Annotated in this window: 23 protein-coding genes; 9 read left to right on the forward strand and 14 right to left on the reverse strand. The window is 65.1% G+C overall.

Features of this window, described 5'->3' with window-relative positions; genetic code table 11:
- Positions 1–131: 131 nt before the first annotated feature.
- From WFI54_RS12575 to manA, 3 genes are all read right to left on the reverse strand, one after another.
- Entirely contained in the window at positions 132–1,079 is a 948-nt protein-coding gene (locus tag WFI54_RS12575; RefSeq protein WP_336653151.1) for a bifunctional riboflavin kinase/FAD synthetase, read from the reverse strand.
- Positions 1,079–1,549: a hypothetical protein gene (locus WFI54_RS12580; protein ID WP_336653152.1), complete on the reverse strand. Its 471-nt coding sequence runs from the start codon at positions 1,547–1,549 to the stop codon at positions 1,079–1,081. Before WFI54_RS12580 ends, WFI54_RS12575 begins: the two co-directional genes overlap by 1 nt.
- 75 nt (positions 1,550–1,624) lie before the next feature.
- Entirely contained in the window at positions 1,625–2,932 is a 1,308-nt protein-coding gene (gene manA / locus WFI54_RS12585; protein ID WP_336653153.1) for a mannose-6-phosphate isomerase, class I, read from the reverse strand.
- Positions 2,933–2,980: 48 nt separating this feature from the next.
- Between manA and WFI54_RS12590 the strand changes: the two genes are divergently transcribed.
- Positions 2,981–4,384 (forward strand): O-antigen ligase family protein, encoded by a 1,404-nt coding sequence (locus tag WFI54_RS12590; RefSeq protein ID WP_336653154.1) that lies wholly within the window; start codon positions 2,981–2,983, stop codon positions 4,382–4,384.
- A gap of 10 nt (positions 4,385–4,394) precedes the next feature.
- Entirely contained in the window at positions 4,395–4,745 is a 351-nt protein-coding gene (locus tag WFI54_RS12595; protein ID WP_336653175.1) for a hypothetical protein, read from the forward strand.
- A 111-nt stretch (positions 4,746–4,856) separates the two neighbouring features.
- Here the strand turns inward: WFI54_RS12595 and WFI54_RS12600 are convergent, their stop codons facing one another.
- The 3 genes from WFI54_RS12600 to WFI54_RS12610 are packed head-to-tail and all read right to left on the reverse strand — an operon-like array spanning position 4,857 to position 9,223.
- Positions 4,857–7,040: a glycosyltransferase gene (locus WFI54_RS12600; protein WP_336653155.1), complete on the reverse strand. Its 2,184-nt coding sequence runs from the start codon at positions 7,038–7,040 to the stop codon at positions 4,857–4,859.
- 47 nt (positions 7,041–7,087) lie between these two features.
- Positions 7,088–8,227: a UDP-galactopyranose mutase gene (glf, locus tag WFI54_RS12605; RefSeq protein ID WP_336653156.1), complete on the reverse strand. Its 1,140-nt coding sequence runs from the start codon at positions 8,225–8,227 to the stop codon at positions 7,088–7,090.
- Positions 8,228–8,269: 42 nt separating this feature from the next.
- A complete protein-coding gene (locus WFI54_RS12610) occupies positions 8,270–9,223 on the reverse strand; it encodes a Gfo/Idh/MocA family protein (protein WP_336653157.1) in 954 nt (317 codons plus the stop codon).
- Positions 9,224–9,339: 116 nt separating this feature from the next.
- On the opposite strand from WFI54_RS12610, the gene WFI54_RS12615 reads away from it, so the two are divergent.
- On the forward strand, positions 9,340–10,242 hold the full coding sequence (locus WFI54_RS12615; RefSeq protein ID WP_336653158.1) for an LpxD N-terminal domain-containing protein: 903 nt from the start codon (positions 9,340–9,342) through the stop codon (positions 10,240–10,242).
- 61 nt (positions 10,243–10,303) lie between these two features.
- On the opposite strand, the gene WFI54_RS12620 is transcribed toward WFI54_RS12615, so the two are convergent.
- Positions 10,304–10,975, reverse strand: a complete 672-nt coding sequence (locus WFI54_RS12620) for a GCN5 family acetyltransferase (RefSeq protein ID WP_336653159.1) — start codon at positions 10,973–10,975, stop codon at positions 10,304–10,306.
- 196 nt (positions 10,976–11,171) lie between these two features.
- Between WFI54_RS12620 and WFI54_RS12625 the strand changes: the two genes are divergently transcribed.
- From WFI54_RS12625 to WFI54_RS12640, 4 genes are all read left to right on the forward strand, one after another.
- Positions 11,172–12,368: a hypothetical protein gene (locus tag WFI54_RS12625; protein WP_336653160.1), complete on the forward strand. Its 1,197-nt coding sequence runs from the start codon at positions 11,172–11,174 to the stop codon at positions 12,366–12,368.
- Positions 12,352–13,524, forward strand: coding sequence for a hypothetical protein (locus tag WFI54_RS12630; RefSeq protein ID WP_336653161.1), 1,173 nt, complete (start codon positions 12,352–12,354; stop codon positions 13,522–13,524). Before WFI54_RS12625 ends, WFI54_RS12630 begins: the two co-directional genes overlap by 17 nt.
- Entirely contained in the window at positions 13,524–14,690 is a 1,167-nt protein-coding gene (locus tag WFI54_RS12635; protein ID WP_336653162.1) for a glycosyltransferase, read from the forward strand. The genes WFI54_RS12630 and WFI54_RS12635 overlap by 1 nt, the downstream gene beginning before the upstream one ends.
- Positions 14,691–14,755: 65 nt before the next feature.
- Positions 14,756–15,910 carry a glycosyltransferase gene (locus WFI54_RS12640; RefSeq protein WP_336653163.1) on the forward strand — a complete coding sequence of 385 codons (1,155 nt, stop codon included), beginning with the start codon at positions 14,756–14,758 and terminating at the stop codon, positions 15,908–15,910.
- Between the two features lie 6 nt (positions 15,911–15,916).
- On the opposite strand, the gene WFI54_RS12645 is transcribed toward WFI54_RS12640, so the two are convergent.
- From WFI54_RS12645 to WFI54_RS12660, 4 genes are all read right to left on the reverse strand, one after another.
- On the reverse strand, positions 15,917–16,927 hold the full coding sequence (locus WFI54_RS12645) for a 3-oxoacyl-ACP synthase III family protein (protein ID WP_336653164.1): 1,011 nt from the start codon (positions 16,925–16,927) through the stop codon (positions 15,917–15,919).
- 62 nt (positions 16,928–16,989) lie between these two features.
- The gene (locus tag WFI54_RS12650) at positions 16,990–17,748 is read right to left on the reverse strand and encodes an SDR family NAD(P)-dependent oxidoreductase (protein ID WP_336653165.1); all 759 of its coding nucleotides are present in this window, start codon (positions 17,746–17,748) and stop codon (positions 16,990–16,992) included.
- Positions 17,745–17,963, reverse strand: coding sequence for an acyl carrier protein (locus WFI54_RS12655; protein ID WP_336653166.1), 219 nt, complete (start codon positions 17,961–17,963; stop codon positions 17,745–17,747). The genes WFI54_RS12650 and WFI54_RS12655 overlap by 4 nt, the downstream gene beginning before the upstream one ends.
- Positions 17,964–17,972: 9 nt before the next feature.
- Complete coding sequence (locus tag WFI54_RS12660) at positions 17,973–19,064, reverse strand: acyltransferase family protein (RefSeq protein WP_336653167.1); 1,092 nt, start codon at positions 19,062–19,064, stop codon at positions 17,973–17,975.
- 127 nt (positions 19,065–19,191) lie between these two features.
- Here WFI54_RS12660 and WFI54_RS12665 point away from each other — a divergent pair, with 127 nt between their 5' ends.
- A complete protein-coding gene (locus tag WFI54_RS12665; RefSeq protein ID WP_336653168.1) occupies positions 19,192–20,253 on the forward strand; it encodes a glycosyltransferase family A protein in 1,062 nt (353 codons plus the stop codon).
- A gap of 19 nt (positions 20,254–20,272) precedes the next feature.
- Positions 20,273–21,367 carry a glycosyltransferase gene (locus WFI54_RS12670; protein ID WP_336653169.1) on the forward strand — a complete coding sequence of 365 codons (1,095 nt, stop codon included), beginning with the start codon at positions 20,273–20,275 and terminating at the stop codon, positions 21,365–21,367.
- 89 nt (positions 21,368–21,456) lie between these two features.
- Here WFI54_RS12670 and WFI54_RS12675 read toward each other — a convergent pair whose 3' ends face one another.
- The 3 genes from WFI54_RS12675 to WFI54_RS12770 all read right to left on the reverse strand — a co-directional run bounded on the left by WFI54_RS12675 (position 21,457) and on the right by WFI54_RS12770 (position 24,849).
- The gene (locus tag WFI54_RS12675) at positions 21,457–23,253 is read right to left on the reverse strand and encodes an ABC transporter ATP-binding protein (protein ID WP_336653170.1); all 1,797 of its coding nucleotides are present in this window, start codon (positions 23,251–23,253) and stop codon (positions 21,457–21,459) included.
- A 10-nt stretch (positions 23,254–23,263) separates the two neighbouring features.
- Positions 23,264–24,373, reverse strand: coding sequence for a DegT/DnrJ/EryC1/StrS family aminotransferase (locus WFI54_RS12680; RefSeq protein WP_336653171.1), 1,110 nt, complete (start codon positions 24,371–24,373; stop codon positions 23,264–23,266).
- A gap of 128 nt (positions 24,374–24,501) precedes the next feature.
- The gene (locus WFI54_RS12770) at positions 24,502–24,849 is read right to left on the reverse strand and encodes an LGFP repeat-containing protein (RefSeq protein ID WP_442918875.1); all 348 of its coding nucleotides are present in this window, start codon (positions 24,847–24,849) and stop codon (positions 24,502–24,504) included.
- Between the last annotated feature and the right edge of the window lie 13 nt (positions 24,850–24,862).

Consider the following 24,862-nt stretch of genomic DNA (forward strand, 5'->3'; position numbering starts at 1 on the left):
ACGCGGCTTCGGAGCCTGACCTCATGCGCGGCATGGGGCTCGAGAACGCTTCGCGGGTCGCGACCGTGCTGCAATCCTACCACCCGCGGGCGGCGGTGGGCCTGCTTGATTTCAGGAAAGCGGCTGGCGGATCAGCGCGCGAGCAGCTCACGGGTGCGCGCCACATCGGCGTGCATCTGCTCCAGCAGCGCTTCGAGGCTGTCGTAGCGCTCCATACCGCGCAGGCGGTGCGCGAAGCGCACCTCGATCCGCTGTCCGTACAGATCACCCGAGAAGTCGAGCAGGAAGGCCTCCACCCGTGAACGGCCCTCGGGCGTGAAGGTGGGGTTGTTGCCTACTGAGATCGCTGCGGGACGCGGATCGGCCTCGCCGTCTCCGATCACGACCCAGCCGGCGTAAACGCCATCGGCGGGCACGAGCCCTTCGATCTCGCCTCCGAGATTCGCGGTGGGGAACCCGATCTCGCGCCCCCGCGCATCGCCGTGCACCACCTCGCCGCGCACGACGGGTGCGCGGCCCAGCATTGCGGCAGCCGCGTCGACATCGCCCGCGAGCACCGCCTCGCGCACACGCGATGACGAGGCCTGGCCCACCCCATCGGCGGCGACCAGGTCGAGCTGCTGCGCGGAAAACCCGTAGCGCTGCCCCAGAGCTTCGAGCAGGGCGCCATCGCCTGCTCCGCTCGCACCGAAACGGAAGTTGGCTCCCATAATGACGTGCCGCGCGCGCAGGCCGTCGATCAGCACCTCGCGCACGAAATCGTCGGCGGGGATCGCCGCCACAACCTCGTCGAAGTCGATCATCACGCAGTCGTCGACACCTGCCGCCGCGAACCCTTCGAGGCGCTGCGCGCGACTCATCAGCGGTTGCGGGCAACGCTCGGGGCGCAGCAGGCTGAGGGGGTTATTGGCGAAAGTGAGCACGACTGCTGGATGCCCTGCGGTGTGCGCACCTTCGACGAGGGTGCGCAGAATCGCCTGGTGGCCCCGGTGCAGGCCGTCGAACTTGCCGATCGCGACGCTGCTGCCCTCGGGATAGTCGGCCGGCCTGATCGCGTCGAGGCTGGTGATGACGCGCATCAGCGGGCTCCCGCGCCCGCTGATGCGGAACCGGCTGGTCGCCCGGAACGGCGCAACCACAGCAGACCCAGCACGGGCAGCACGAGGGGGATGAAGAGGTAGCCCATGCCGAACTGCGACCAGACCGAGGGGTGCGCGAAGAGCTGAGGTGCGATGAGGCTGAGTGTGCCGACGATGAGCACGCCCGCCAGCTCGAAAACGAGCGCACCCCACGCCACGACACGCCACGCCCTGCCATCCTCGCTGCCGCCCGCAGCCTGCCGACCCCGGCGCCCGCTCTTCACGAGTGCGACGGTTGCAACGATGTAGACGACCCCGGCGAGTGCCGACAGCGCATATGCGACAGGCGCCTCATCGAACTTCGTGAGGATTTGATAAACCGAGCGGAACGTCGCCGCAATCGCCAGCACGAGGTACACGGCGATCAGCACCTTGCCCAGACCGCCGAGCCGATCCGTGGCGCTCGTCACGACGGCAGACTGTTCACTGTTGGACCCGGGGTTCGACACGACGCCCAGCTTACCCGCGCCCGCCCAGGGCAGCTCTCAGCCGCCGACCGTCGCGAGAAACACCTCGCCGTGACCGGTGAGCCTGATCGGATCACCTGCCGAAACGTAGAGCGACTGCCCGCGTCTCGCCGACGCGACTTCGGCGAGTCCGTGCTCGCCCTCGGCCCGGCGCTCCACGCGCACCCTTCCAGAAGTCACCACGAGCACCAGCGGGTGCCTCGCCGGCACCTCGACAGCAGGTGCGCTATCGGCAGGCGCCGCCCCTTCGGCACTCTGCTCGGGATCGCAGAGCCTCGCGCGCAGCAGCGCGAAATCGGGAACATCGGGGCGCCAAGCCAGGAGGCCGCGCGCCACCCGTTCAGCCGGGAACCGCGGCTCGGCGATCTCGTCGGTGTCGACGACCTGGCAGAGCTCGGCGATATCGACATGCTTCGGCGTGAGGCCTGCGCGCAGCACGTTGTCAGACGACGCCATCACCTCGACAGCGATACCGCTCAGATAGGCGTGCAGCTGACGGGCGCGCAAGTACAGCGCCTCACCAGGGTCAAGCCGCACCAGGTGCAGCAGCACCGAGACGAGCACACCCGGGTCGCCGGGATGCGCACCCACGAGCTCGCGCAGTGCGACAGCACGGGCACTGTCGATACGCGGATCGGCATCGCGAGCTGCCATTGCAGAGCCCGGCTCCTCTGCAGCACCGCACCGCACCGCAGCCGACACACCATCGAGGGCGCTCGCCACAACCGGGTCGCCGCTGAACACCCACTCGAGGAACACCCGCCGCAGCGCCCCGGGATCCGCCCCCCGCAAACGCGCTTCAACCGCTTCAAGCGCCGCAGCACCCTCAGCAGCACCCGCCCTCCGGGCCGCAGCCGCCAGCAGCAGCACCTCACGGCGCGCCTCAGCAAGCGGCCGAAAACCGCTCAAGGCCGTCACCTCGCTGAGCGCAACCAGCAGCTCCGGCTTGTGATTGGCGTCGCCATAATTGCGATGCGGGGCATCCCGCGGCACCCCGGCGGCCTCCTCAGCCGCGTAGCCGGCCGCCGCCTGCGCCCGATCAGGATGCACCTGCAGCGAAAGCGGCGCGCCGATCGCGAGCACCTTCAGCAGAAACGGCAGCGATCCGCCATCGACACCGTAGCGCTCAGGATCACTCTCAACCAGATCGATCAAGGTGCGCGCACCAGCCGAAGCCTTCGCGACATGCGCGGGACTGCCAGGATGCGTGCCGAGCCACAACTCGGCCTGAGGTTCGCCCGTGGGGGCAAGCCCCAACATGTCGGGCAGAGCATCCTTCGACCCCCACGCATATGCGCGGGGGGTGTTCTCGATGAAGATCAGCACGCCACTCCTCATGCCGTCACGGAGGTCCAATGCTCTACCATACCGACTATGGCGCAGAGCAGAACCCGACTCGGCGTGAGCGCATACGCGATCGGCGTGTTCGTGCTCACCCTCGGCAGCAACGGCGTGCGTAACGTCGTGGGCTGGTGGGGATTCCTCGCACTGGCTGTCGCATTCACCGCGGTGGGCATCATGCTGTTCGTGCGCGAGAAGCCGGCGCGGTTCCGCTGGTACCGCCTACCGGCACCCCTCTACTGGTTCCTGGCACTCGCCGTGTTGTCGATCGCCTGGTCGCAGTACCGATTCGAGAGCGTGCTCGGCGTGCTCGCACAGCTCGCGACCACACTGCTCGCGGTCGTGCTCGCCTTCGTGTTGACCTGGCACGAAGTGCTGCGCACGCTCGGCACGGCACTACGGTACCTGCTCGGGCTCTCGCTGGTGTTCGAACTGTGGGTGTCGCTCGTCATCCGTGAACCTGTCTTTCAGAACTTCCTGGTGTTCGTTGACGTGCCCGAGAGCGGTAAACCCTCGAAGCTGCTCTACTGGAGCCGCGACCTGCTCTTCTCAGGCGGGCCCATTCAGGGCTTGGTCGCCAGCTCCGTGCTGCTCGGCTTCCTCGCACTGCTCGGCCTGATCGTCTTCGGCATCCAACTGCGGGCCGGCCTCGTGCGCCCCTTCGCAGGGTGGTTCTGGGTGATTGTCTCAGCCGCGACACTGCTACTCACCCGAGGAGCAACGGTGTGGGTGGCGCTCGCAGCTGTGGCCGTCGCACTCTCCCTTGCTCTGTGGGCCCGGCGGCTGGGCCCGGAGCGGCGGGTGCCGCTCTACGCGACCGGCGGCGCACTGATCGCAGCAGCCGTCCTCGCGGTGCTGTTCGCGCGCGACTTCGTCTTCGGCCTGCTCGGCAAGAGCGGCGACATGACGGGTCGGCTAGAAACCTGGCATGCCGTGATCGGGCTGGCCGAGCAGCGCCCCTGGTTCGGCTGGGGCTGGGTGAGCTACTGGGCGCCGTGGGCCGAACCGTTCAAGTCGCTCGACGTGAAGGCCGGCCTGCCTGTGATGAGCGCGCACAACGCCTGGCTCGATGTGTGGCTACAGCTCGGCATCGTCGGCGGGCTCGCCTTCGCCCCGCTCGTGGTGCTCACTGTGTGGCGCGTCTGGTTCCGCGCCGTGGACCCGCCCCGGCGCGGTTTCGGACCACCACTCCCCTACGCGACGAGCGCGCTGTGGCCCTTTCTCGTGATGGTGGCGCTCGTGGTGCAGTCGTTCACCGAAAGTCGCCTGCTCATCGAAGGCAACTGGGTGCTGCTCGTGCTGCTCGCCGTCAAATCACGCTTCGACTTCGAACTGCCCTCTCAGGACGCCGAACCGACAGCGCTGCCGTGGCGCAGAGTGCCGATCCCCCGCCGCACCGGGGCGATCGAGCTGCCGCGAGAATCCCCGCGACGGTGACCCCGTGAACATGACCACGGAGCGTCTGCTGCGACTGCGCGCCGACGCCCGTCTCGAACGCGACACCATGATGGAGCATCGCGTGCGCGACGGCGAAGACCCGGCAACGGCCTACGCCGAAGTGCCGGAAGTCGACGATCTCGTGGTGCTGGCCCTGCGCGACGAAATGCTCGAAGATCGCGGGCAACTCGCCGAGTTCGGGCTGGCGCGCCTCGCGGCGCGCTCCGGCGGCCCTGATGCCCAAGAGCACCAACGCAACGCCGATCGCGTGGAGTTCGAACTCCTGCGCGAGATCGCAGCATCGGCGCCGATGCTCACGGCCGCGGTCTGGCGCGCCAGTGGAGAACTCGACGTAGCCTGAGCAATCCTCACAATCCATCGGCCTGAAGCGGCCCATCGCCCTGAATCGACTCAGACCCACCGCAGGCGAGCGCACACCCCTAGGGTCGCCCGCCTGCATGTTTCAATGCGCTCAGCTGTCTCGCTCATCGATGAGCTCGTTCACCTGCTCAGCAATCTCATCGATGCGTCGACGCTGAGCGACGAGCTGAGACGAGAGCGCCGCTGTCGACTTCGCCAGCTGCTCGCGCAACAGGGTGACATCGGCGTGGATCTGCTGGCGAGCACGCTGCCCGGGAGAGAAGCGGGGAAGCACACGGTTCAGGGAACTCTGCAGAGCCCGCCCGGTACGGAAGACTGCGCGTCGTAGCGCCGGGGCACCGTTGAGGCGCCCAAGCACACCCGAGAACACGCGGTGCTCAAGATTACGCAGGGCGTAAGCGTCGAGTTCGACGAGGCGTTCACGGTTCAAATCGATGAACTCCCGCAGCTCGCTCCAGATCTCAGGGTGATCGCTCTCCTCGGTGTGCCTGAATGCAAAGGTGGCGTAGCTGTCGAGCAGACGCATGTAGTAGCTGCCGTACTGCTCGGCCAGCTCGTGCATCTCCAGGAAATCAAACAACTCGAAGGCGACAGTGAGGTGATCCTTCGCGGATCCTGCGTTGCCAAACGTCGTAGCCATCGTGCTGCCGGCGCGACGCACATAGTTGTAGACGTGGACTTCTGGGGGCAGGAAATATGCACTGCGGCTCGTGAGGCCGTAGGCGTTCACGAAGTATGCGTCTTCGAAGCGCAGCCCCTCAGGAAACTCGACGCCCCTGTTCTCCACGGCCTCGCGCAGGAACATCTTGTTGCAGACCGAGGCGTCGAGGTCGAGCAGGAGCTCACTCGTGATCTCGTGCAGACCGGAGCGGCGCACCTCGTAGTAGTGCTCGTCCTCGAATTTCTGCATCGCGCTGCGCATGCCGGGCTCGAACACCGGACGGATGCTGCCGACCACGAAGTCGGCACTGTGAGTGAGGAGCGCTTCACGCATCGTTTCGAGCGCATCTGGCTCGTAGTAGTCGTCGCCATCGATGAACGCGACGCACTGGGCGTGCGCGAGCTCGAGGCCGCGATTGCGCGCGATGGCCTGACCGCTGTTCCGCAGGCTTACGAGACGCACCCGTGGGTCGCGGACAAAATACTCTTCTGCAATATCAGCAGAGGCATCAACCGAACCATCATCGACGAGGATGAGTTCAACCTCGGAGATGGTCTGCTGTAGCACCGAGTCGACGCTCTTGCGCAGGTATGCCTCGACATTGAAGAACGGCATCACAACCGACACCAGCGCCGCGTCCTGAGCGCGCTTGCGCTCGATGACGCGTTCGGGGTGCTCGATGAGCTCGGTGATCTCCCGCGCCTGATTCACATCGCAGAACTCGAAATTGAACTCGCCCGATGCGCGGGCTGCGCCGAACTGCTCGGCGGCAAGCTCGATGAACTCGGGCGCAAGATCGGTCTGCAGCCGATCAATGTTCCAGGCGTATGCGCCCCACTTGCACACGCGCAGAATGCGCCAGATCTCGGTGGAGAGCTTACGTTCTGCGGCAAAACGTTCGATCTCGGCATACTCGTCGGAGACGCAGAACACCTTGCCCGGCTGGTTCACCGAGGAGGCCTCGTTGTCGCGGCGGTAGTGCAAATACGCTTCGGAAGTGAACGCGACACGGTGCGCCGAGGCCCACACCTTGAAGGCGAAACTCGTGTCCTGGTAGGACGCACCGGGGGTCGGGAGAAAGTGAATCCCATTCGTTTCAAGGAAGTCGCGGCGGTAGATCGCAGACCAGATCGCCGGCTGCTGAAAGAAGATATGGATGTTCTTCGACGGGTCGATCACCCTCCCCGTCTCGTCTTCGCGGACGAGCTTGATCTTCTCGTCGCTCAGTGCCTTGCGTGCGGGGTCAGCGTAGTAGGTGAAGTAGTTACTCTTGACGACCTCGACGCCCTGATCCACCGCAATATCGTGCAGCTTCTCGAACATGTCTAGCTCGATCCAGTCATCGGACTCGACAATGGCGATGTACTCGCCGGTGGCGCGTTCGAGCCCTTTGTTCATCGAGTCGCCGTAGCCCGAGTTGGGCTTGTCGATAAGGACAACGCGCGGATCCCGCTGCGCGTACTCCTCGATGATCGCCAGGGATCCATCGGTCGAGCCGTCATTGATGCAAATGATCTCAAGATCGCGGAGGGTCTGGTTCACCACACTGTCGAGACACTCGCGAAGGTACTTCTCGACGTTGAAGATGGGGACAAGGACTGAGATCTGAGGCATATGACTTTCTGATTCGCTTCGGGGTGCCTATCGACTGGGGATGCCGGTTACAGCAGCTCCGAGAGCTTGTTGTTGAACATCGAAAGAGCCGAGCCGATCGCCATGTGCATGTCGAGGTACTGGTAGGTGCCGAGACGGCCACCGAACAGCACCCGGTCTTCACGATCGGCGAGCTCGCGGTACTTGAGCAGGCGATCGCGGTCCTCGGGGGTGTTGACCGGGTAGTAGGGCTCGTCCTCGCGGGTGGCGAAACGTGAGTACTCACGCATGATGACGGTCTTATCTGTGGGGTATTCGCGCTCGGGGTGGAAGTGGCGGAACTCGTGGATGCGCGTGTACGGCACGTCCGATCCCGCGTAGTTCATCACGCTGGTGCCCTGGAAGTCGCCCGTGGGCAGCACCTCCTGCTCGAAGTCGAGCGTGCGCCAGGAGAGCTCGCCCTCGGCGTAGTCGAAGTAGCGATCCACGGGGCCTGTGTAGACGACGGGCACCTTGCCGATCACAGCCGCCTTGTTGAGGGGCTGCGACTCGTCGAAGAAGTCGGTGTTGAGACGCACCTCGATGTTCGGGTGATCGGCCATGTTCTCAAGCCACGCGGTGTAGCCATCAACGGGCAGGCCCTCGTAGGTGTCGTTGAAGTAGCGGTTGTCGTAGGTGTAGCGCACTGGGAGGCGCGAAATCACCTCGGCAGGCAGCTCGGTGGTGGGGGTCTGCCACTGCTTCGCCGTGTAGTCACGGATGAACGCCTCGTAGAGGGGGCGCCCGATCAACGAGATGCCCTTCTCTTCGAGGTTCTTGGCCTGCTTGGTGTCGAACTCCTCGGCCTGCTGCGCGATAAGCGCACGCGCCTCATCGGGCCCGTAGGCGGCGCGGAAGAACTGGTTGATGGTGCCCAGGTTGATGGGCAGCGGGTACACCTCGCCCTTGAAGTTCGAATAGACCTTGTGCTCGTAGGCCGTGAACTTTGTGAAGCGGTTCACGTAGTCCCACACGGTCTCGTTGGAGGTATGGAAGAGGTGGGCGCCGTAACGGTGCACCTCGATACCGGTCTCGGGCTCCGCCTCCGAGTAGGCGTTGCCGCCAATGTGGGAGCGGCGATCGATCACGACCACATTCTTGCCCGCGGACGCCGCGCGCTCAGCGATGGTGAGACCGAAGAAACCAGAGCCGACTACCAGAAGATCCATGGCGACAAGTCTATTCGACCGTTGGTGAGGAAAGCCCCCGGATCAACGACCCTCAAGCGCGGCCGCGATGATGCGGTGAGCCGGGAGAATGCTGCGTCGCTCGGCATCCGAGTCGATCCGCCCCTCGACCAGATCAACGAAGTGCTCGAACTGGGCCGCGAGGGGCTCGAGGCCGGAAACCTCGGGCACCTCCATCTCGGTCATCTGCTTAAAGCCCACCTTGTCGTCGGTGCTCTCGATGTTGGTGTGGCGGTACTTCGTGACGCTGCGCAGCAGCAGATCCACCTCAACCATGGAATCGAGCGACTGCACCACCATGCGGCGCACTTTGCGCTGGCCGATACGGCTGGCCGAAGCGGAGGCGATGCCGCCGCCGGGGAAACGCAGCGTCATGTCGATGACATCTTCTGCGCCCTCCATCGAATCAGGGTGGAAGTAGCCGAGCTCGGCACTCACCGACTCAGGCGTGGCCGCACCGTACAGGTTCGAGATGAGGTCGGCATCGTGCACCAGCATGTCCCAGGCCACGCCGGTCTTGATGCGTGCCCAGTGCGGCGAGTGGCGCTCAGCCCGCACGTAGACAGGCTCGTCGATGAGCTTCTTCGCGGCGAGCACACCAGCATTGAAGCGCTCCAGGAAACCGCACTGCACGGGCACATCACGGCGCTCGGCCATACCGAGGATCTCCTCCGTCTGTTCGAGCGAGGGGCAGATCGGCTTCTCGATGAGCACCGGCAGCCCTGCGTCGAGAATCTCCTTGGCGATGTCGTAGTGGTACTCGGTCGACGCTGCGACCACAACCGCATCCGCTCGCTTGAGCGCCTCATCAGCAGCGGGGAACCAGTCGCCCCCGTACAGATCGGTTGCGGCCCGACCGTTCTGCTCGAAGGGGTCTACGATGCCGACGAGATTCGCACGCGCAGATGCTGAGATGATGCGCGCGTGGTTGCGCCCCATCGTGCCCGCTCCGAAAAGAACGATATTCGGCTGCGCCATCCTGACTCCTCCATTTGCATGCTTTGCGTCCGCCTATCGTATCCGAGGGGCGAAAGTCCGCTCCCCAGTCTACGTTCGCGCCAGGGCTTCCTCCGGATGCGCGGTACAGTTTTCGCATGACCGGACTCAGCGCACGTACCATCGCCTCCGACTTCGCCGCGGATCTCGTAGGCGCCGACCTCACCGTCGCGAAGCCAGCCCCCCTGCTCGACGCCGGGGCGGAGCATCTCACCTTCGTGGGCGACACCTCCCGATTCGCCGAAGCGTTCGAGCGCGCCGCGCTCGCCGGCGCAGTGATCTTCGCGCCGATCGGCACAACTCCCCCCGTGGGTGCCGCAGGCGCCCTCATCCTCGTTGATAATCCGCGAGCTGCATTCGGTCAAGCGGTCGCCCGCTACTTCGCGCCGCACGCCGAAGCCGGCATCGCCGAAACAGCCCGGGTGCACCCGAGCGCTCGCGTGCACAAGACCGCACACGTCGGCGAGTACACCGTGATCCGCGAAGGCGCCGTCATCGAGGCCCACGCCGAGATCCGCGACCATGTGGTCATCGGCCGCGACGTTGTCATCGGCGAACACGCACTCGTCAAGAGCCAGGCCGTCGTCGGCGAAGAAGGCTTCGGCATCGAGAAAGACAGCGACGGCAACAATTTCCACGTGCCGCACATCGGCTCAGTGCGCCTCGGCGCGCACACCGAGGTCGGCAATTTCACGACGGTCTGCTCAGGCACCATTGCCCCCACCGTCGTAGGTGATTACACCAAAATCGACGACCATGTGCACATCGCGCACAACTGCCATATCGGGAAGAACGTGATCATCACCGCCTGCGCCGAAATCTCGGGCAGCGTCGTCATCGAGGACGAGGTATGGATCGGGCCGAACGCGTCGGTGATCCAGGGCCTCACCCTCGGCAAGGACTCGCTCCTCGGTATCGGCGCCGTCGCCGTCAAATCGGTGCCCGCGAACGAGGTGCGCGTGGGGAACCCCGCGAAGCGCCTGGGCGACAATAAGAAGTAGTCTCTGAAACAGACTACGGCCCGCGGATCCCAGAATCCGCGGGCCGTCGTCTGTTTCAGGCTCAGTAGTTCTCGGCTGGCACCTTCTCGAACCACCAGAAGGGATGGGTAAGCACCTGCATCAGCGGCTCCTTGCCGACCCACTCGCCGAAGTGGCCCTCGCGCCAGCGGCCGCTCGAATCGCTCAGATACTTCATATTCGGCATCATGAAGCGGTCCTCGTAGGCGTGGTAAGCCACGCTGTCACTCCACCGCTCAAGCAGCCCGTTCGCGAACTCAACACCGCCCATGCGGGCAGGCTCATGCGAGCTGAAGCCGCCGAGCGGGCGACCCACCGCGGCCTCGAAGACGGCGCGCTGTCGATCCGCCCAGTCAAGATTGTCACTGCCAAGCCAGTCGCAGAGCCCGCCTTCGAGATGCAACTGCACTTCGTGGCCGAGTTGCTCCATCTCCTGCACGATCTGCAGCGATGGCAAACTCAGCAGGTTGTAGCCCCTGGCGTGCACCCGCAGGAAGAAGGTCGAGCTGACCCCCGCGTCGGCATCGACTCGGGCCACACGCAGCGCCTGTTCAATCGTATTGTCGATGTCATGGCGCAACACCATGTGGCGCTCCTGCGGGTTGGCGAGGTACTCCTGGAACGAGGTGATCGCGTAGCCGGCCTCGCGGTAGTCCCGCAGAGTATCGGCGTACGACTTCAAGGAGTAGTCGAAGATCTTGGGGGCTGATGCCATGTGCGGATCGCCTTTCAGGTCGGTTCGGCCGCGCAGTCGGGTGAAGCAGCGGGGAAGATCGCGCCCCCATGATACGGGAGAAGGGCGCTCCGGGCACCGATCGGGGCCGGGTTAGGATTATGGGCATGACTTTTGTGAGCCGAGCGGGTTTCCCCAAGCTGTGAATCGCAACAGCTTTCCAGCGTGGGTCAATCGGATGATCGATCACCTCGCCGATGCCCCCATGAGCCCGCTCGGTCGCCTCGCTGCACGCCGTCTCGGGCGCCCGGCGCCGCGAGGCAGCGTGAGTGCCACCGCCTTCGCGGAGCGGCCGATCCGCTTGCTCATCGCGCCCGTCAACTATTCGGGCCAGGCCTACGCCTGGGCCCGGGCTCTCGAAGCTGCAAACACCTCGATCTCAGCCCGCAATATGGCGATCGAGGTGCCCGGAGGATTCGATTTCGCAGCGGATCTGCTCGTGCCCGTCGGCACCTACCACAACGACACTGACTGGCAGCAACGCCAACTCGACGCCGCATCGCACGCCACTCACGTGCTCATCGAAGCTGAGGAGCCGCCTTTCGGCCGTCTCCTGGGGCGCTCCGTCGCCGCGCAGGCGCAGGCGCTCCTCGATCGCGGTGTCGACGTCGCCTATCTCGCGCACGGCACCGATGCCAGACTGCCATCGCGGCACATGCGCGAGCATCCGATCTCCTACTACGACGACCCCGCCGTGTACTTGCCGCGGGCCGAGCAGGTCGCCGCACGCAACATCGCATTGCTCAAGAGCTGTGGCCGCCCCGTGTTTGTCTCCACCCCTGACCTGCTGAGCGATCTGCCGGGCGGGGTCTGGTGCCCGGTAGTTGTGGATCCCGCTCGTTGGGCTGCACCGGGTCGGCGGGAGCGGCCCGCCGGGGCACCACTTCGTGTCGCCCATGCCCCGTCCGTCGCCGCATACAAGGGAACTCCGCTCATCATGCCAGTGCTGGAACGGCTGCAGGCGGAGGGGGTTATCGAGCTCGACCTGATCCAGGGAGTGCCCTCTGCCAATATGCCTGCCAGGTTCGCTGCGGCCGATGTCATGCTCGACCAGTTCCGCACCGGCTCGTACGGCGTGGCCGCGTGCGAGGCCATGGCTGCTGGCTGCGTGGTGGTGGGCGAGGTCTTCGAAAGTGTGCGCAACAGTATTCTCGAGGCGACGGGCATGGACTTGCCTGTGGTCGAGGCGACACCAGGTACCCTTGAGGGCGCGTTGCGTCGTCTCGCCGCGGACCCGGATCTCCCGCGTAAACGTGATCGCAGCGTCGAGTTCGTGAGCGCCGTGCACGACGGACACCACTCGGCCCGGGTGCTGCAGCAGCACTGGGTTTCCCGCCAGACCCGCGAGGAGGGCCCCCATGCATCCCGCAGCTGAACGCCTCTGGAAACTCGTCCCCAAGTTCGGGCAGGACGCGATCGCAACGACGGTCGACCGCCTTAAGGGCGTCGTTCCACCCCCGCCGCCGCTCCCTGACGAGAGCAAGGACGTGCGTCTGTTCATCGGCCCCGTGAACTACGCGGGCCAGGGCTATCAGTGGGGCCGGGCTGCCGAGGCGACGGGCCGGGTGTCGGCGCGCAACTACGTGCACGACGGCAACAACCTGCTGCACTATCCCGCTGACTACACCGTTTCTTGGCGCACCACTGAGCATTCCCGCGCGTGGCAGCATGCGATGGCCGAGACGCTCGCAGAGCACTACACGCACGTGCTCATCGAAGCGTGCTATCCGATTCTCGGCGGCATGTTCTCTGGTGACATGCGGCATCAGATCGCGCTCATGCGCGAGGCGGGGCTCAAGGTCGCGTTCGTCGGGCACGGCACCGATGTGCGCCTTCCTTCCCTCCACGCCAAGCTCGACGAGTGGTCGTATTTCCGCGACTCAGACTGGATCGACCCCGCTCTCGTGGAGCCCGTGGTCGCCGCAAATCTGCAACTCATCGCCGATACGCAGGCTCCGGTGTTCGTGTCCACAGCCGGACTGCTGCTCGATCTTCCCGATGCACACTTCTTGGGGGTCATCATCGATCCCGATCGTTGGGCGAACGATGCTCCCTTGCTCGAGCGAGAACGCATCAAGGTGGTGCACGCCCCCACGAACCCGATTCCGAAGGGCACCCCCTATGTGGCCCCGGTTGCGCAGAAGCTCCACGATGAAGGTCTAATCGAGTACGTCGAGCTGCGTGGGATCCCGAATCATGAGATGCCCGCCGTGTTCGCCGACGCCGACGTGGTGCTCGACCAGTTCCGCTCGGGCGATTACGGTGTGGCCGCCTGCGAGGTCATGGCGGCGGGCCGTATCGTGCTCGCGCACGTCAGCGAGCAGGTGCGCGGCGAGGTTGCCGGCCACGCCGGCATGCCTCTTCCGATCCACGAGACCACAGTGGAGAACGTCGAGGCTACGCTGCGTGACATCGTGGCCCGCCGCGAGCACTATCGCGAGCTCGCTAGCAAAGGCCCCGAGTTCGTGCGTCGTCTGCACAGCGGCGAGTTCTCGCGCGGTGTGCTGATGCAACACTTCTTGGAGGCCTAGTGCGCGTCATCATCGCCACCCGCATCTACCGACCCGAGCCGGCGGCGGCTTCGCTGTATCTCGGTTGCGTCGCCGATGCGCTGCGAGAGCAGGGTGCCGAGGTCGAAGTGCTCACCGCGGAGCCGGTGCCCGGGCAGGGCAACGGGTCGCGCGGAGAGCGCATTCGCACGTTCCCGGTGCTGCGCGATCGCAACGGCTACCTCCGCGGATATGTGCAGTACATGAGCTTTGATATCCCGCTCTTCTTCAGGCTGCTGTTCGCCCGCCGACCCGATGCCGTCTTCGTGGAGCCTCCGCCCACGACAGGGGCTGTGGTGCGGGTGGTCTGCGCGATCCGGGGTATTCCTTACGTCTACGATGCCGCCGACATCTGGTCGGATGCCGCCGGTTACATGGGCACTTCGTCGCTTGCGGTACGCATCCTGCGCAGTATCGAGCGCTTCGCGTTGCGGGGCGCTCGCGGGCTGGTGACGATCTCAGAAGGTGTAGCGGATCGCGTGCGCGCGCTTGGGGTGCACACGCCCGCCACAGTCACTGGATTCGGTGCAGACACGCTGATCTTCCACTACGCCGAAGCCCCGGTCGAACGGGTATTCCTGTACGCCGGCACCTACACTGAGTTGCACGGCGCGGACATCCTGATCGAAGCCTTCGCGCGTTTCTCGGCAACACATCCCGGTTACAGGCTGCGCTTCATCGGGAACGGCAGCGGGCAGGAGCAGATGCTGCAGCACGCGCACGAGCTGGGGATCGGGGGATCGGTCGACTTCGTCGACCCGGTGGCACCGGCCGCACTGCAGCCCGAGTTCTCGCGCGCTGTGGCCAGCCTCTCCACCCAATTCCCGGAGCCAGGCTACCGTTACGCTTTTACTTCAAAGATCTACTCCTCGTTCGCTGCCGGCTGCCCGGTGATCTTCGCGGGCCCCGGGCCGACGGGAAGCTTCATCGAGCAGGCTGCGCAGCAGATCGAGCTCGGCTCTGCAGTCGCCTACGAAGCCGATGCCATCGCGGATGCGATGCGCTCGCGCGCCGATGCACCCCTGCCTGCTGAGAAACGGCGCGCGCTCGCTTCCTGGGCGGCGACCCACCATTCAATGGGGGCCGTGGGGAGGCGAGTCGCCGAGGTGATCTCCGCGGCTGCACGCGCCCGCGGTGGGCGGCGCTGATGAGTCCATTCTTCTCGAACGCTGCCGCTTGGGCGATCAAGCATCGCTCGAGGCTACCCGCGTGGATGCAACGACTCATGGAGTCGGCGGCACGCAACCCCGACGGGGTGATGGGGCGGCTCACCGGCCGTTTGCTGGGCAGCGGAAACGCACCGAACACCGACGTACCCGACACCGCGGTGCGGGTGTATATAGCCCCCACGAATTACGCCGGACAGGGGTTCCTGTGGGCGCGATCGCTCGAGGCCGCCGACCCCCGCGTGGGGGCACGCAATATGGCGATCACGCTGCCCGGCGACTATGCGTTCCGCGCCGATACTCCGGTGTCCATCGCCGCGTTCAACTCCTCCGAGGCGTGGGGCGAAGCAGAGTGGAAGGCCGCGCAGCGTTTCACTCATGTGCTTGTCGAGGCTGAACGACCCATGTTCGGGCGACGCTTCGGCCACGATCTGCGTGCCGAGGTCGCAGCGCTGGAGGCAGCCGGGCTCTCAGTGGCGTTCATCTGCCACGGAAACGACATCCGCGATCCGGATCGTCACGCGGCGCTCACGCCGTGGTCGCTGTTCCCAGAAGATCCGCGCACCGAGTTCTTCCGCTCCGAGGCGAGGAAGAACCTGGCGCTCATCACCGAGTTCGGCAACCCCGTGTTCGTATCCACACCAGACCTGAGCGCTGATGTGCCTCACGCTACCTGGTGCCCCGTCATCGTCGACCTCGAACGCTTCGGCGGACAAACCCCTCCCGTGTTCAGTCAGGAGCGCGTGCGCGTCGTGCACGCATCGAGCGATCCCTTCGGCAAGGGCACCAACTACATCGAGCCGGCGCTTGCGCCGCTCATCACATCGGGGATGATCGACTACCGTCTCGTCACCGCGACACCGGCCGCCGAGATGCCCGCGGTCTTCGCCGCAGCAGACATCGTGATCGACCAGTTCAGGGCAGGTTCCTACGGTGTCGCCGCATGCGAGGCGATGGCCTCGGGACGCGTGGTCCTCGGCCACGTCATGCCCGTCGCGCGCGACTTCATCACCCAGCAGACTGGCCTCGAACTCCCCATCGTCGAGGCCACGCCCGACACACTGCGCGCGGTGGTCGAAGAACTCGCAGCCAACCCAGACCGAGCGCGCGAGATCGGGGAGGCCGGGCGCCACTACGTCACAAACGTGCACACCGGTGAGGCTAGCGCTCGCGCGCTGCTCAGAGCCTGGATCGGCGACTGACGCCGCTTACCAGTTCAGGACGAGGCCACCCCAGGACAAGCCGACGCCGAAGCCCAGAAGCATCACCCGCATACCGGGCTGCAGAGCACCCTGGCGCACGGCTTCGGTGAGGGCAATGGGAATCGTCGAAGACACCGTGTTGCCAGACTCTGAGAGGGCGACGAAGAACTTCTCCTGAGGCACTTTCAGCTTCTTGCGCAGGTGCTCGAGCATGAATGCATTAGCCTGGTGGAAGACGAAGAGGTCGATATCGTCGAAGCCGAGTTCGGCCTTCGTGAGAATCGCATCGACAGATTCTGGCACCACCCGCAGCGTGAAGTTGAAGATCTCGGGGCCGTCCATGTACAGGTCGTAGCCGTTGCTTTCGAGTCCGCGTTCGGCCGCAGGCGACTTCGCCTCAATGTCACCGCCCTGCCGTATACCGCCGTGTGGCACCACCAGCTTGCCAGCGCCCGAACCATCAGTGCCGTAGGTGAGCGCTGTGATCCCCGAAGTTTCACCCGGCTCAGCGGTGACGAGAGTGGCAGCGGCCCCGTCACCGAAGATCGTGCGCACGCTCTTGTCGCTGGGATTGACGAACTTCGTGTAGGTGTCGGCGGTGATCACCAGCACATTCGAGACCTGACCCGACTCGATGAGGCCCTTTGCCTGGCCGAGGGCGTAAATGTACCCCGAGCAGCCAAGATTCAGATCTGCGGCACCGGCCGTGCTGCGCAGGCCAAGCCCCTCGTGCACGATGCACGCCGTGGTTGGCAGGTAGAAGTCGGGGCTTTGCGTGCAGACGATGAGGTAGTCGATCGACTCGGGTGGGACGCCGTGCTCGCCCAACAGACGTCGGCCAGCTGCGATCGCGAGATCGGAGCTGAATTCGTTTTCGCCAGCAATGTGCCGGCGGTCGATACCGGTCTTCGCCGAGATCTTCTCGACGCTCCACTCCGGAAACTCGGCCGAGAGATCTTCGTTCGAGAGAACGCGCTCGGGAAGGTAGTAATCAACGGCGGAGATACGAGCCTGCATAGCTGCAATCCTACCGCGCACCGCCGCGAGCGAGCGATGCGCGCCGACGGCGCGTGCACAACTCAGTGAGCCGTGTAGCCACCATCGACCACGACCGTCGTGCCGGTGACCCATCGGGAAGCATCCGAAAGCAAGAACAGGGCGGCATTCGCCACGTCATCTGCCGAGCCGATACCCAGAGGGTGCTCCGACTCGATGCTCTGCCATGCGCTCTGACCCACCTTGCGCCGTAACTCGTCGGTGAGCGCCGTCTCGACGATGCCCGCCGCGATGCTGTTGACGCGGATAGCTTCGGGCGCGAGTTCAAGCGCGAGCGAGCGTCCGAGCGACGACACAGCAGCCTTGGTGGCTGCGTAGACGCTCACACCGGCCTCACCGACAAGCCCCACAGCCGACGACATCAGCACGATGCTCGCCTGTTCGGCCCGCACCTTCGGGCTGCGGAACGCCTTCGAAAGCAGCACGCTGCTCGTCACATTCGTCTCGAACAGGGCGGTGATCTGCTTCGCAGACACCGCTCGCAGCGGTGTCGTCGCGTGCACACCAGCAGCGTGCAGCAGACCTCCCAGCGGCCCCACGGCTTCGACGGCATCTCGCATCAGGCCTGCGTAGCCGGCATGATCCGACAAATCAAACGACAGAATGTGATGCCCGTCGCCGTCGAGCAGAGCCGCAGTCTCTTCCAGCGCCTCCTGGCGGCGAGCCACGAGCACCAGCCGTGCACCGGCACGGCTCGCGAGCACCGCAGTCGCCCGGCCGATGCCGGACGAGGCGCCGGTGATCAGCAGAGCGCGATCCTCCAGCCGGAGGAAGTCGCTCACGACTGGGCCGAGATCAGAGCCTGCAGGTCTGCGACGGTCACGGCCTTGGCGAGCTCATCGGCGTCGATCTGCAGCCCCAGACGCTCATCGATCTCGGCGATGAACGCCAGGTTGGCGAGAGAATCCCAGCCCTGGTCCTCCAGGGAGTCGGTAGCGGAGGCCTCCTCGACCTCGAGAATCTCTGCGACCAGCTCGAGCAATGCGTCATGTTCCATGGGGATAGCCTAACAACCAACGGGTTGCTTCGCGTCACGAGCGTCCTTCCACCGACGCATACGACGCTCGAGGGGATGCTCGATGAAGCGGTACAGCATCCACGCGAGCAGCAGATCCACCAGGAACACTCCGGCGAACCACACGAGATTGCGCCAACTCGGCTCCTGGTAGCCGAACACGCGCAGGGCAAGGTAGATCACCGTCGCGTGCACGAGATAGAACGCGAACGACCATTCACCCAGCTTCACCTGCCAGCGACTCTCGAAGCCCGAGCGCTTTCCGTCCAGAGCACGCGCCGCGAGCGATACGATCGCGAGTCCGACCGCCACGGTGACGAACTCATTGCCGAAGACTCGCAGCGGCAGCAGCGTCCCGAAAGCCTCGCCACCGGCCATGAGGCACAGGAGCGCAAGAAGCGCACCCACCCCGACCACCGGGTGCACACGGGGCCGCCAACCCGCCCGGATCGCCCAGGCGATGGCCATGCCCAGCACGAACTCGGGCAGCCGCGTCACCGGCATCGGGACGGCAGTCAGCCAGGACTCTGGCCAGAACACCACTCCGAGCCGGTAGGCAAAGGCCCACGCCACTGCGATGCCGGCCATGACGAGCGCACCCCGCTTCGCGAAGCGCAGCAGGATCCTCGCGAGGAACGGGTGCAGGGCGTAGAAGAAGAACTCGACTGTGAGCGTCCAGGCCGCGGGATTGCCCGAGAAGAGGATCGCCGGGTTCGCCCACCAGCCCTGGATCACCAGCACGGAGAGCAGCAGCACTCCCACGTCGAACGGCTTCAGGAAGCTACCCTCGGGGATCGTGGCGAGCGTGTAGAACACGGGCACCGCGAAGAGCAGCGCAACGATGTGCGCTGGCCAGATACGGGCGAAGCGCCGCCAGTAGAAGGTGCTCAGAGGCACCCTCGGGCGCAGCGACCAGGTGAGCACGAAGCCGGAGAGCACGAAGAAGAACGTCACACCAAAGTAGCCCTGGTTGAAGACCGTCGCAATGGGCTCCGGCAGCGGAGCAAAGACCCGCATGTGGAACAGGAACACGGCGAATGCGGCCCACCAGCGCAGTCCAGTGAGGGCATCTATCCTCGGCATCCTGCGTTCGAGTATCGCGGAACCGCCGAACGTCACTGATGTCTCCCGCGGGTGTCGTGCTGATCATGGACCGTGGCCCACTGTACCCGATGCGGGGCACCGATCTCCGCCCGCTACCATCGAGGGTATGGCCGAACCCCTTGTCGACGTCATCATCCCCGTCCATTCGAAGACGCGTCCGGTCGCCAGGGCAGCGGCGTCGGTCCTCGATTACAGTGAGACCGACGTCCGGGTGAATGTGGTGGCGCACAACATCGACCCGGCTATCATCCGAGCGAATCTCGGTTCCATCGCCTCAGACTCTCGCCTGCGGCTGTTCCACCTCGCCGACGGTATCCCCTCCCCCGCCGGCCCGATGAACCTGGGCCTCGATCGGGCGACAGCTCCCTATGTGTCCCTACTCGGATCCGATGACGAGTTCGCCCCTGGCGCCATCGATTCCTGGCTCGCCATCGCCCGCGAGACCGGTGCGAGCACCGTCATCGCGCGCATCGATCGCGAACTCAGCGGCGTGGAGCCGCTGCCCCCGACGCGACGCGCTCGGACCCGCGACCTCGACCCCGTGAAAGACCGCCTGGCCTACCGGTGCGCCCCGCTCGGGCTCATCTCGCGGATGCACTTCCCCGAACTGCGTTTCACACCCGGCCTCGGCTCGGGAGAAGACCTGGAGTACACAGCAGTGCTCTGGTTCCAGGGCGAACACATCTCCTACGACCGCAACGGCCCGGCCTATATCGGCCACGAAGACGAGCACGACCGCGTCACCGGGGCGAAACGCTCGGTCGCCGAAGATTTCGCCTTCTTCGCAGCGATTACCTCAGCGCCCTGGTTCGCCCACCTCAGCCCCAGACAGCGCACCGCACTCGGCGTGAAGACGCTGCGGATGCACTTCTTCGACGCCGTCTTTGCCAGGCTCAACGCGCCCGAAGGATTCGCCGCGCATGTGCGACCACTCACGGAAGTACTCGACACCATAGAAGCCGCGGCGCCGGGCAGCATTCGCCTGCTCTCGCGTGCGGACCGGGCCGTGATCGACGAAGTGCTCGGTTCAGCCCCGGACACCTCTCGCATCCTCGCACTGCTCGGCGCGCGATGGGGCGGCGGGCTGAACGCCGTACTGCCCCGCAATCCGCTGTTCGCCCTGCACCCGCAAGCACCGTTCCGCACACTCAGGAACACGCGGCCGTAGCCGCAGAAACGACGCAGCCATGATCAAGCCCCTCGTCGATGTCACCATCGCCGTACATTCCGCGACCAGACCCATCTCTCGAGCCGTCGCCTCAGTGCTCGAAGGCACCGCAGCCCCGGTGCGCGTGAACGTGATCGCACACAACATCGACCCGGAGATCATTCGCCGCAATCTCGGCACATACGCAGACTACCCCGCGCTGCGGCTCCTCAGCATCAGCGACGGCATCGCCTCCGCAGCGGGCCCCATGAACTACGGCCTCGCCCACTCCGAAGCCCGCTACGTGAGCATCCTCGGCTCAGACGACGAGCTCGCTCCAGGCGCTATCGATTCCTGGCTCGCTACCGCCCGCGACACCGACGCCGACGCGGTTCTCGCCAGAATCCAACTCGCCAACGGCGGCGTCGACCCCTACCCGCCTGTGCGCGGTGGTCGCCGAACACAACACCTTGACGCACGGCGCGACCGCCTCGCCTACCGCAGCGCACCGCTTGGCCTCATTGATCGTGAACGGTTCGGTCACCTACGCTTCAGCGAAGGGCTCAGCTCCGGCGAAGATCTCTCATACTCGCTCACACTCTGGTACACCGCTGAGCGGATCGCATACGACCTCTACGGCCCGCCATACGTCGGCCACGACGACGCCGACGACCGGGTGACCTTTGCCCCTACTCGACCACTCGAAGACGACTTTGCATTTCTCAGCGAGCTTCAGCAGCTGCCCTGGTTCACCGCGGCGAAACCCGCAATCCGCACAGCGATCACCGTGAAACTCATCCGCATCCATTTCTTCGACGCGGTGCTGGCGCGATCAGCATCGCAGCAAGCATTCGACGAGAACCGTGAAGGCCTCGCCACTCTCGCAGATAGGCTCATCGCCATCGCTCCCGGGGTCGACCAGCTCCTCTCACGCAGCGACCGCGCTGTCATCACGGTGCTGCGCGATCCGCAACCGACATTCGACGCCATCTGCGATGCGATGCAGGCTCGCCGGTCCTATCTGACGCCGGCATCACTCATCCCAAGCAATCCACTCCTCGCGCTGCACGCGCAAGCGCCATTCCGCACCCTGTTCGCAGGCTTCCGGATCATGCGTCGCTACCCGCGAGGCTGACTGCAGCCGGAGTCACAGCAGCTGCAAGCACCGCGGCGCGCAGGGGTGCCTGTCCGCCGCGGTGGCAACGGCCACGGCAACGGCAACGATCAGCGGACCTCTCCGCCGAGACCCGCGAGCGCCACCTGCTCACCAAATGCGGGATGCTGACGCGCCACCTCGGCAAAGGTGCCCTGCGCGACAATCACACCGTCGTCGAGGTAGCACACCCTGTCGTAATCCTTGATCGTCGAGAGACGATGCGCCACCGAAATCAAGGTGACCTCGCCCTGCAACTCCTTGATCGCGCGGGTGACCTCGTCTTCGGTCTTAGTGTCGAGCGAGCTCGTCGCCTCATCGAGCACCAGCACCAGCGGGTCAGTGTAGAGCGCGCGAGCGATACCAAGCCGCTGCTGCTGACCACCCGAAAGCGACACCCCGCGCTCGCCGATGCGCTCGTCAATACCCGCGGCCCGATCCGCAATGAGGGAGCCGAGCTGGGCGCGCTCCAGCGCGTAGGCGACTCGCGCGCGATCGATTTCATCGTCAGTCCAGGAGAGCGCCACGTTCTGCGCAATGGTGCCATCGAAGAGCGCCACCCGCTGCGGCACGTAGCCGACACGGCCGCGCCACTGTCGCAGTACCGTTCGCAGGGACTCACCGTCGAGTTCGATAGACCCCGCGGTGGCCTGGCTGAGACCGAGCAAAAGGTCGATGAGCGTCGATTTGCCAGCACCCGAAGGGCCGACGATACCCACCGAGCTGCCCAGCGGAATATCGAGGCTCATACCGCGAATCACATCGGCAGCAGCGCCGGGGTAGCGGAATCGCACGTCGTTCAGACGCAGCAGCTTCGGGCTCTCAGCCAGTTCAGCGGTGTCTGCCGGAGTCTGCGAGGTCTTCATGTCGCTCTCGGCTGCGATGAGGTCTCCCACCACATCCTTCGCACCAGGCATACTCGCGGTCGCCTGCACGATGCCACCCTGAACGCCCGTGAGAGCGGGAATCAGACGGAACCCCGTCGTTGCGAACAGCGCTACAGCGGCCAGGGCCGCCTGCATCCCGCCCTGGAAATAGGAGAAACCGCCGATGAGGGCGATACCGCCCAGCAGTGCAGCCTCGTAGGCGAAGCCGGGAAGCACGCCCAGGAACGCCCCATTCGCACGGGCCCGGGTGCTATGGCGGCGATTCGAGGTGACGAGATCAGCAACTTCGCCCAAGCGATTGCGCAGGCTGAGCTCCTTCAGCGCTTCGATCATCTCCGTCATCAGATTCGCTACCCGATAGCTGTACCTCAGGTTCACTTCGCCGGCTTCGAGTGCGCGCCGCGTGACGACAAAGTGCACAACGAGCATCACCAGCGACAGATAGACGAAGGCGATCACCGAGGTCATCGGGTCTGCGATGACGAGCACGCCGAGCACCAGCACGAAGGTGAAGAACGCGCTGGGGATCCGCATGATGGGCAGCACGAATCCCGCCATCGCGTTCGCGATGCCTCCGTCCGCGATGCGCGTGATCTCGGCGATCGAGCGCTTCGAGCGCTCTTCCCAGCTCGAATTGATGTAAGCCCGGAACAGGCGATCACCGATCTCGAGCTCGTACTTCGCAAACTTTCGGGTGGCGAACCATTGCAGCACCACGTTGAGCACCGACTTCAGCAGCATGAGCGCCAAGGAGATCAGCACAAAGAGCGGCGCAGCCTCGGGCTGCAGCTCGCCGACCACGGGGAGCTTGATCGTGGTGCCCGCGATTGCGGGGCCGATCACGATCGCGAGCAGCGACATGCCGATCGCATCGAGTGCGGTGATGAGGCTTGTCGCCACGATGTATCCGACGAAGTAGCGCTGCGCACCAGCGGGAAGCAGAGGCAGCAGCTGTCGAAGGACGCGCCAGATCTCTTTCATAGAGTACAGGTCAGGCGCCGGCGTTCACCACCGCGGTGACCGCGGTGACGATGCGCTCGATGTCGCCCTCGGCGAGCGAGGGGTGCACGGGAAGCGAGAGCACCTCACGCGCGGCACGCTCGGTCTCAGGTAGATCGAGCCCGGGTGCGAACTTCGTGAGCGAAGGCAGGCGGTGGTTCGGGATCGGGTAGTAGACGCCCGAGCCGACACCGTGCTCCTCTTTGAGAGCAACATGGATACGGTCTCGCTCCCCGGCGTCGAGACGCACGGTGTACTGGTGGTACACATGCACGGCACCCTCGGCAACCTTCGGGGTCTGCACACCGGCGAGACCGGCGAGACCCTCGTTCAGTGCTGCCGCATTGCGCTGACGCTGCGCGGTCCAAGTGTCGACCTTGGTGAGTTGCACACGACCGATGGCTGCGTGGATGTCGGTCATTCGGGCGTTGAAGCCAATGACCTCGTTCTCGTACTGCTTCTCCATGCCCTGGTTGCGCAGCAGACGCACATTCCGAGCAATTTCACCGTTCACACACGAGACCATGCCGCCCTCGCCCGAGGTCATGTTCTTCGTGGGGTACAGGCTGAACATAGCGAAGTCCCCGAGCGTGCCCACCGGGCGGCCGCCCCAGGAGGCACCGTGCGCCTGGGCTGCGTCTTCGTAGATCGCAAGACCGTGCTCGCGCGCAATGGCCTCGATCTGGTCGACGATGAAGGGATGACCGTACAGGTGCACGGGCATGATGCCCTTCGTGCGCGGGGTGATCGCAGCACGCACCGCCTCAGGGTCGAGGGTGAAGTAGTCGGGCTCGATGTCGACGAACACGGGAGTGGCGCCCGTGAGCGCAACCGAGTTACCCGTAGCCGCGAAAGTGAAGGAGGGCACGATGACCTCGTCGCCCGGGCCGACACCAGCTGCGAGCAGTCCCAGGTGCTGGCCGCTCGTGCCGGAGTTTACCGCGACGACTTCGCGACCGCCCACGAAATGCGCCGAGAACTCCTGCTCGAACGCTGCAACCTCTGGCCCCTGCGCGATCATGCCGGAGCGCAGAACGCGGTCGACGGCCTCGCGCTCTTCATCGCCGACGATCGGCTTGGCTGCGGGAATGAAATCCGTCATCGAAAGATCCTTAACTCTCTTCTCAGGCAGGGACGCCACGGTGTGCGCTCCCTTCGATCCTACTCCGGGATTACTCGAGGATCGCTCCGGGCGATAGATGCGACGCCCAGGATCGGCAGGGGATCGGGCTACTGGGACGCGGTCGTTTCGTCTTCAGCCTTTGCGACTGGGGGCACAGCGAGCGAGGCCGGGGCTGAAGCGGTTACGGAGGCTGGCACCTCGCGGACGCCCTCCGAAGCCGACCATGTGAGCGCGCCTCGCTCGAATTCCTGACGCGAGACCCCGCCGGAACGGATCTCCGGCCCGACAGGCAGCCCTAGTGACCCCGAAGGGCCACCGTGCGCCAGGTACCAACTGCGGATAGCACCGTTGATCACTGAAGCACCAGTCCGATTCGACCAATACGCCGTACCACGCTCAAACTCCTGACGCGACACCCCATTCGCACGCACCTCAGCACCAACAGGCAGACCCAAATACCCATCAGGG

This window comes from Leucobacter sp. MMO-125 (genome assembly GCF_037148395.1).
Lineage (GTDB): Bacteria > Actinomycetota > Actinomycetes > Actinomycetales > Microbacteriaceae > Leucobacter.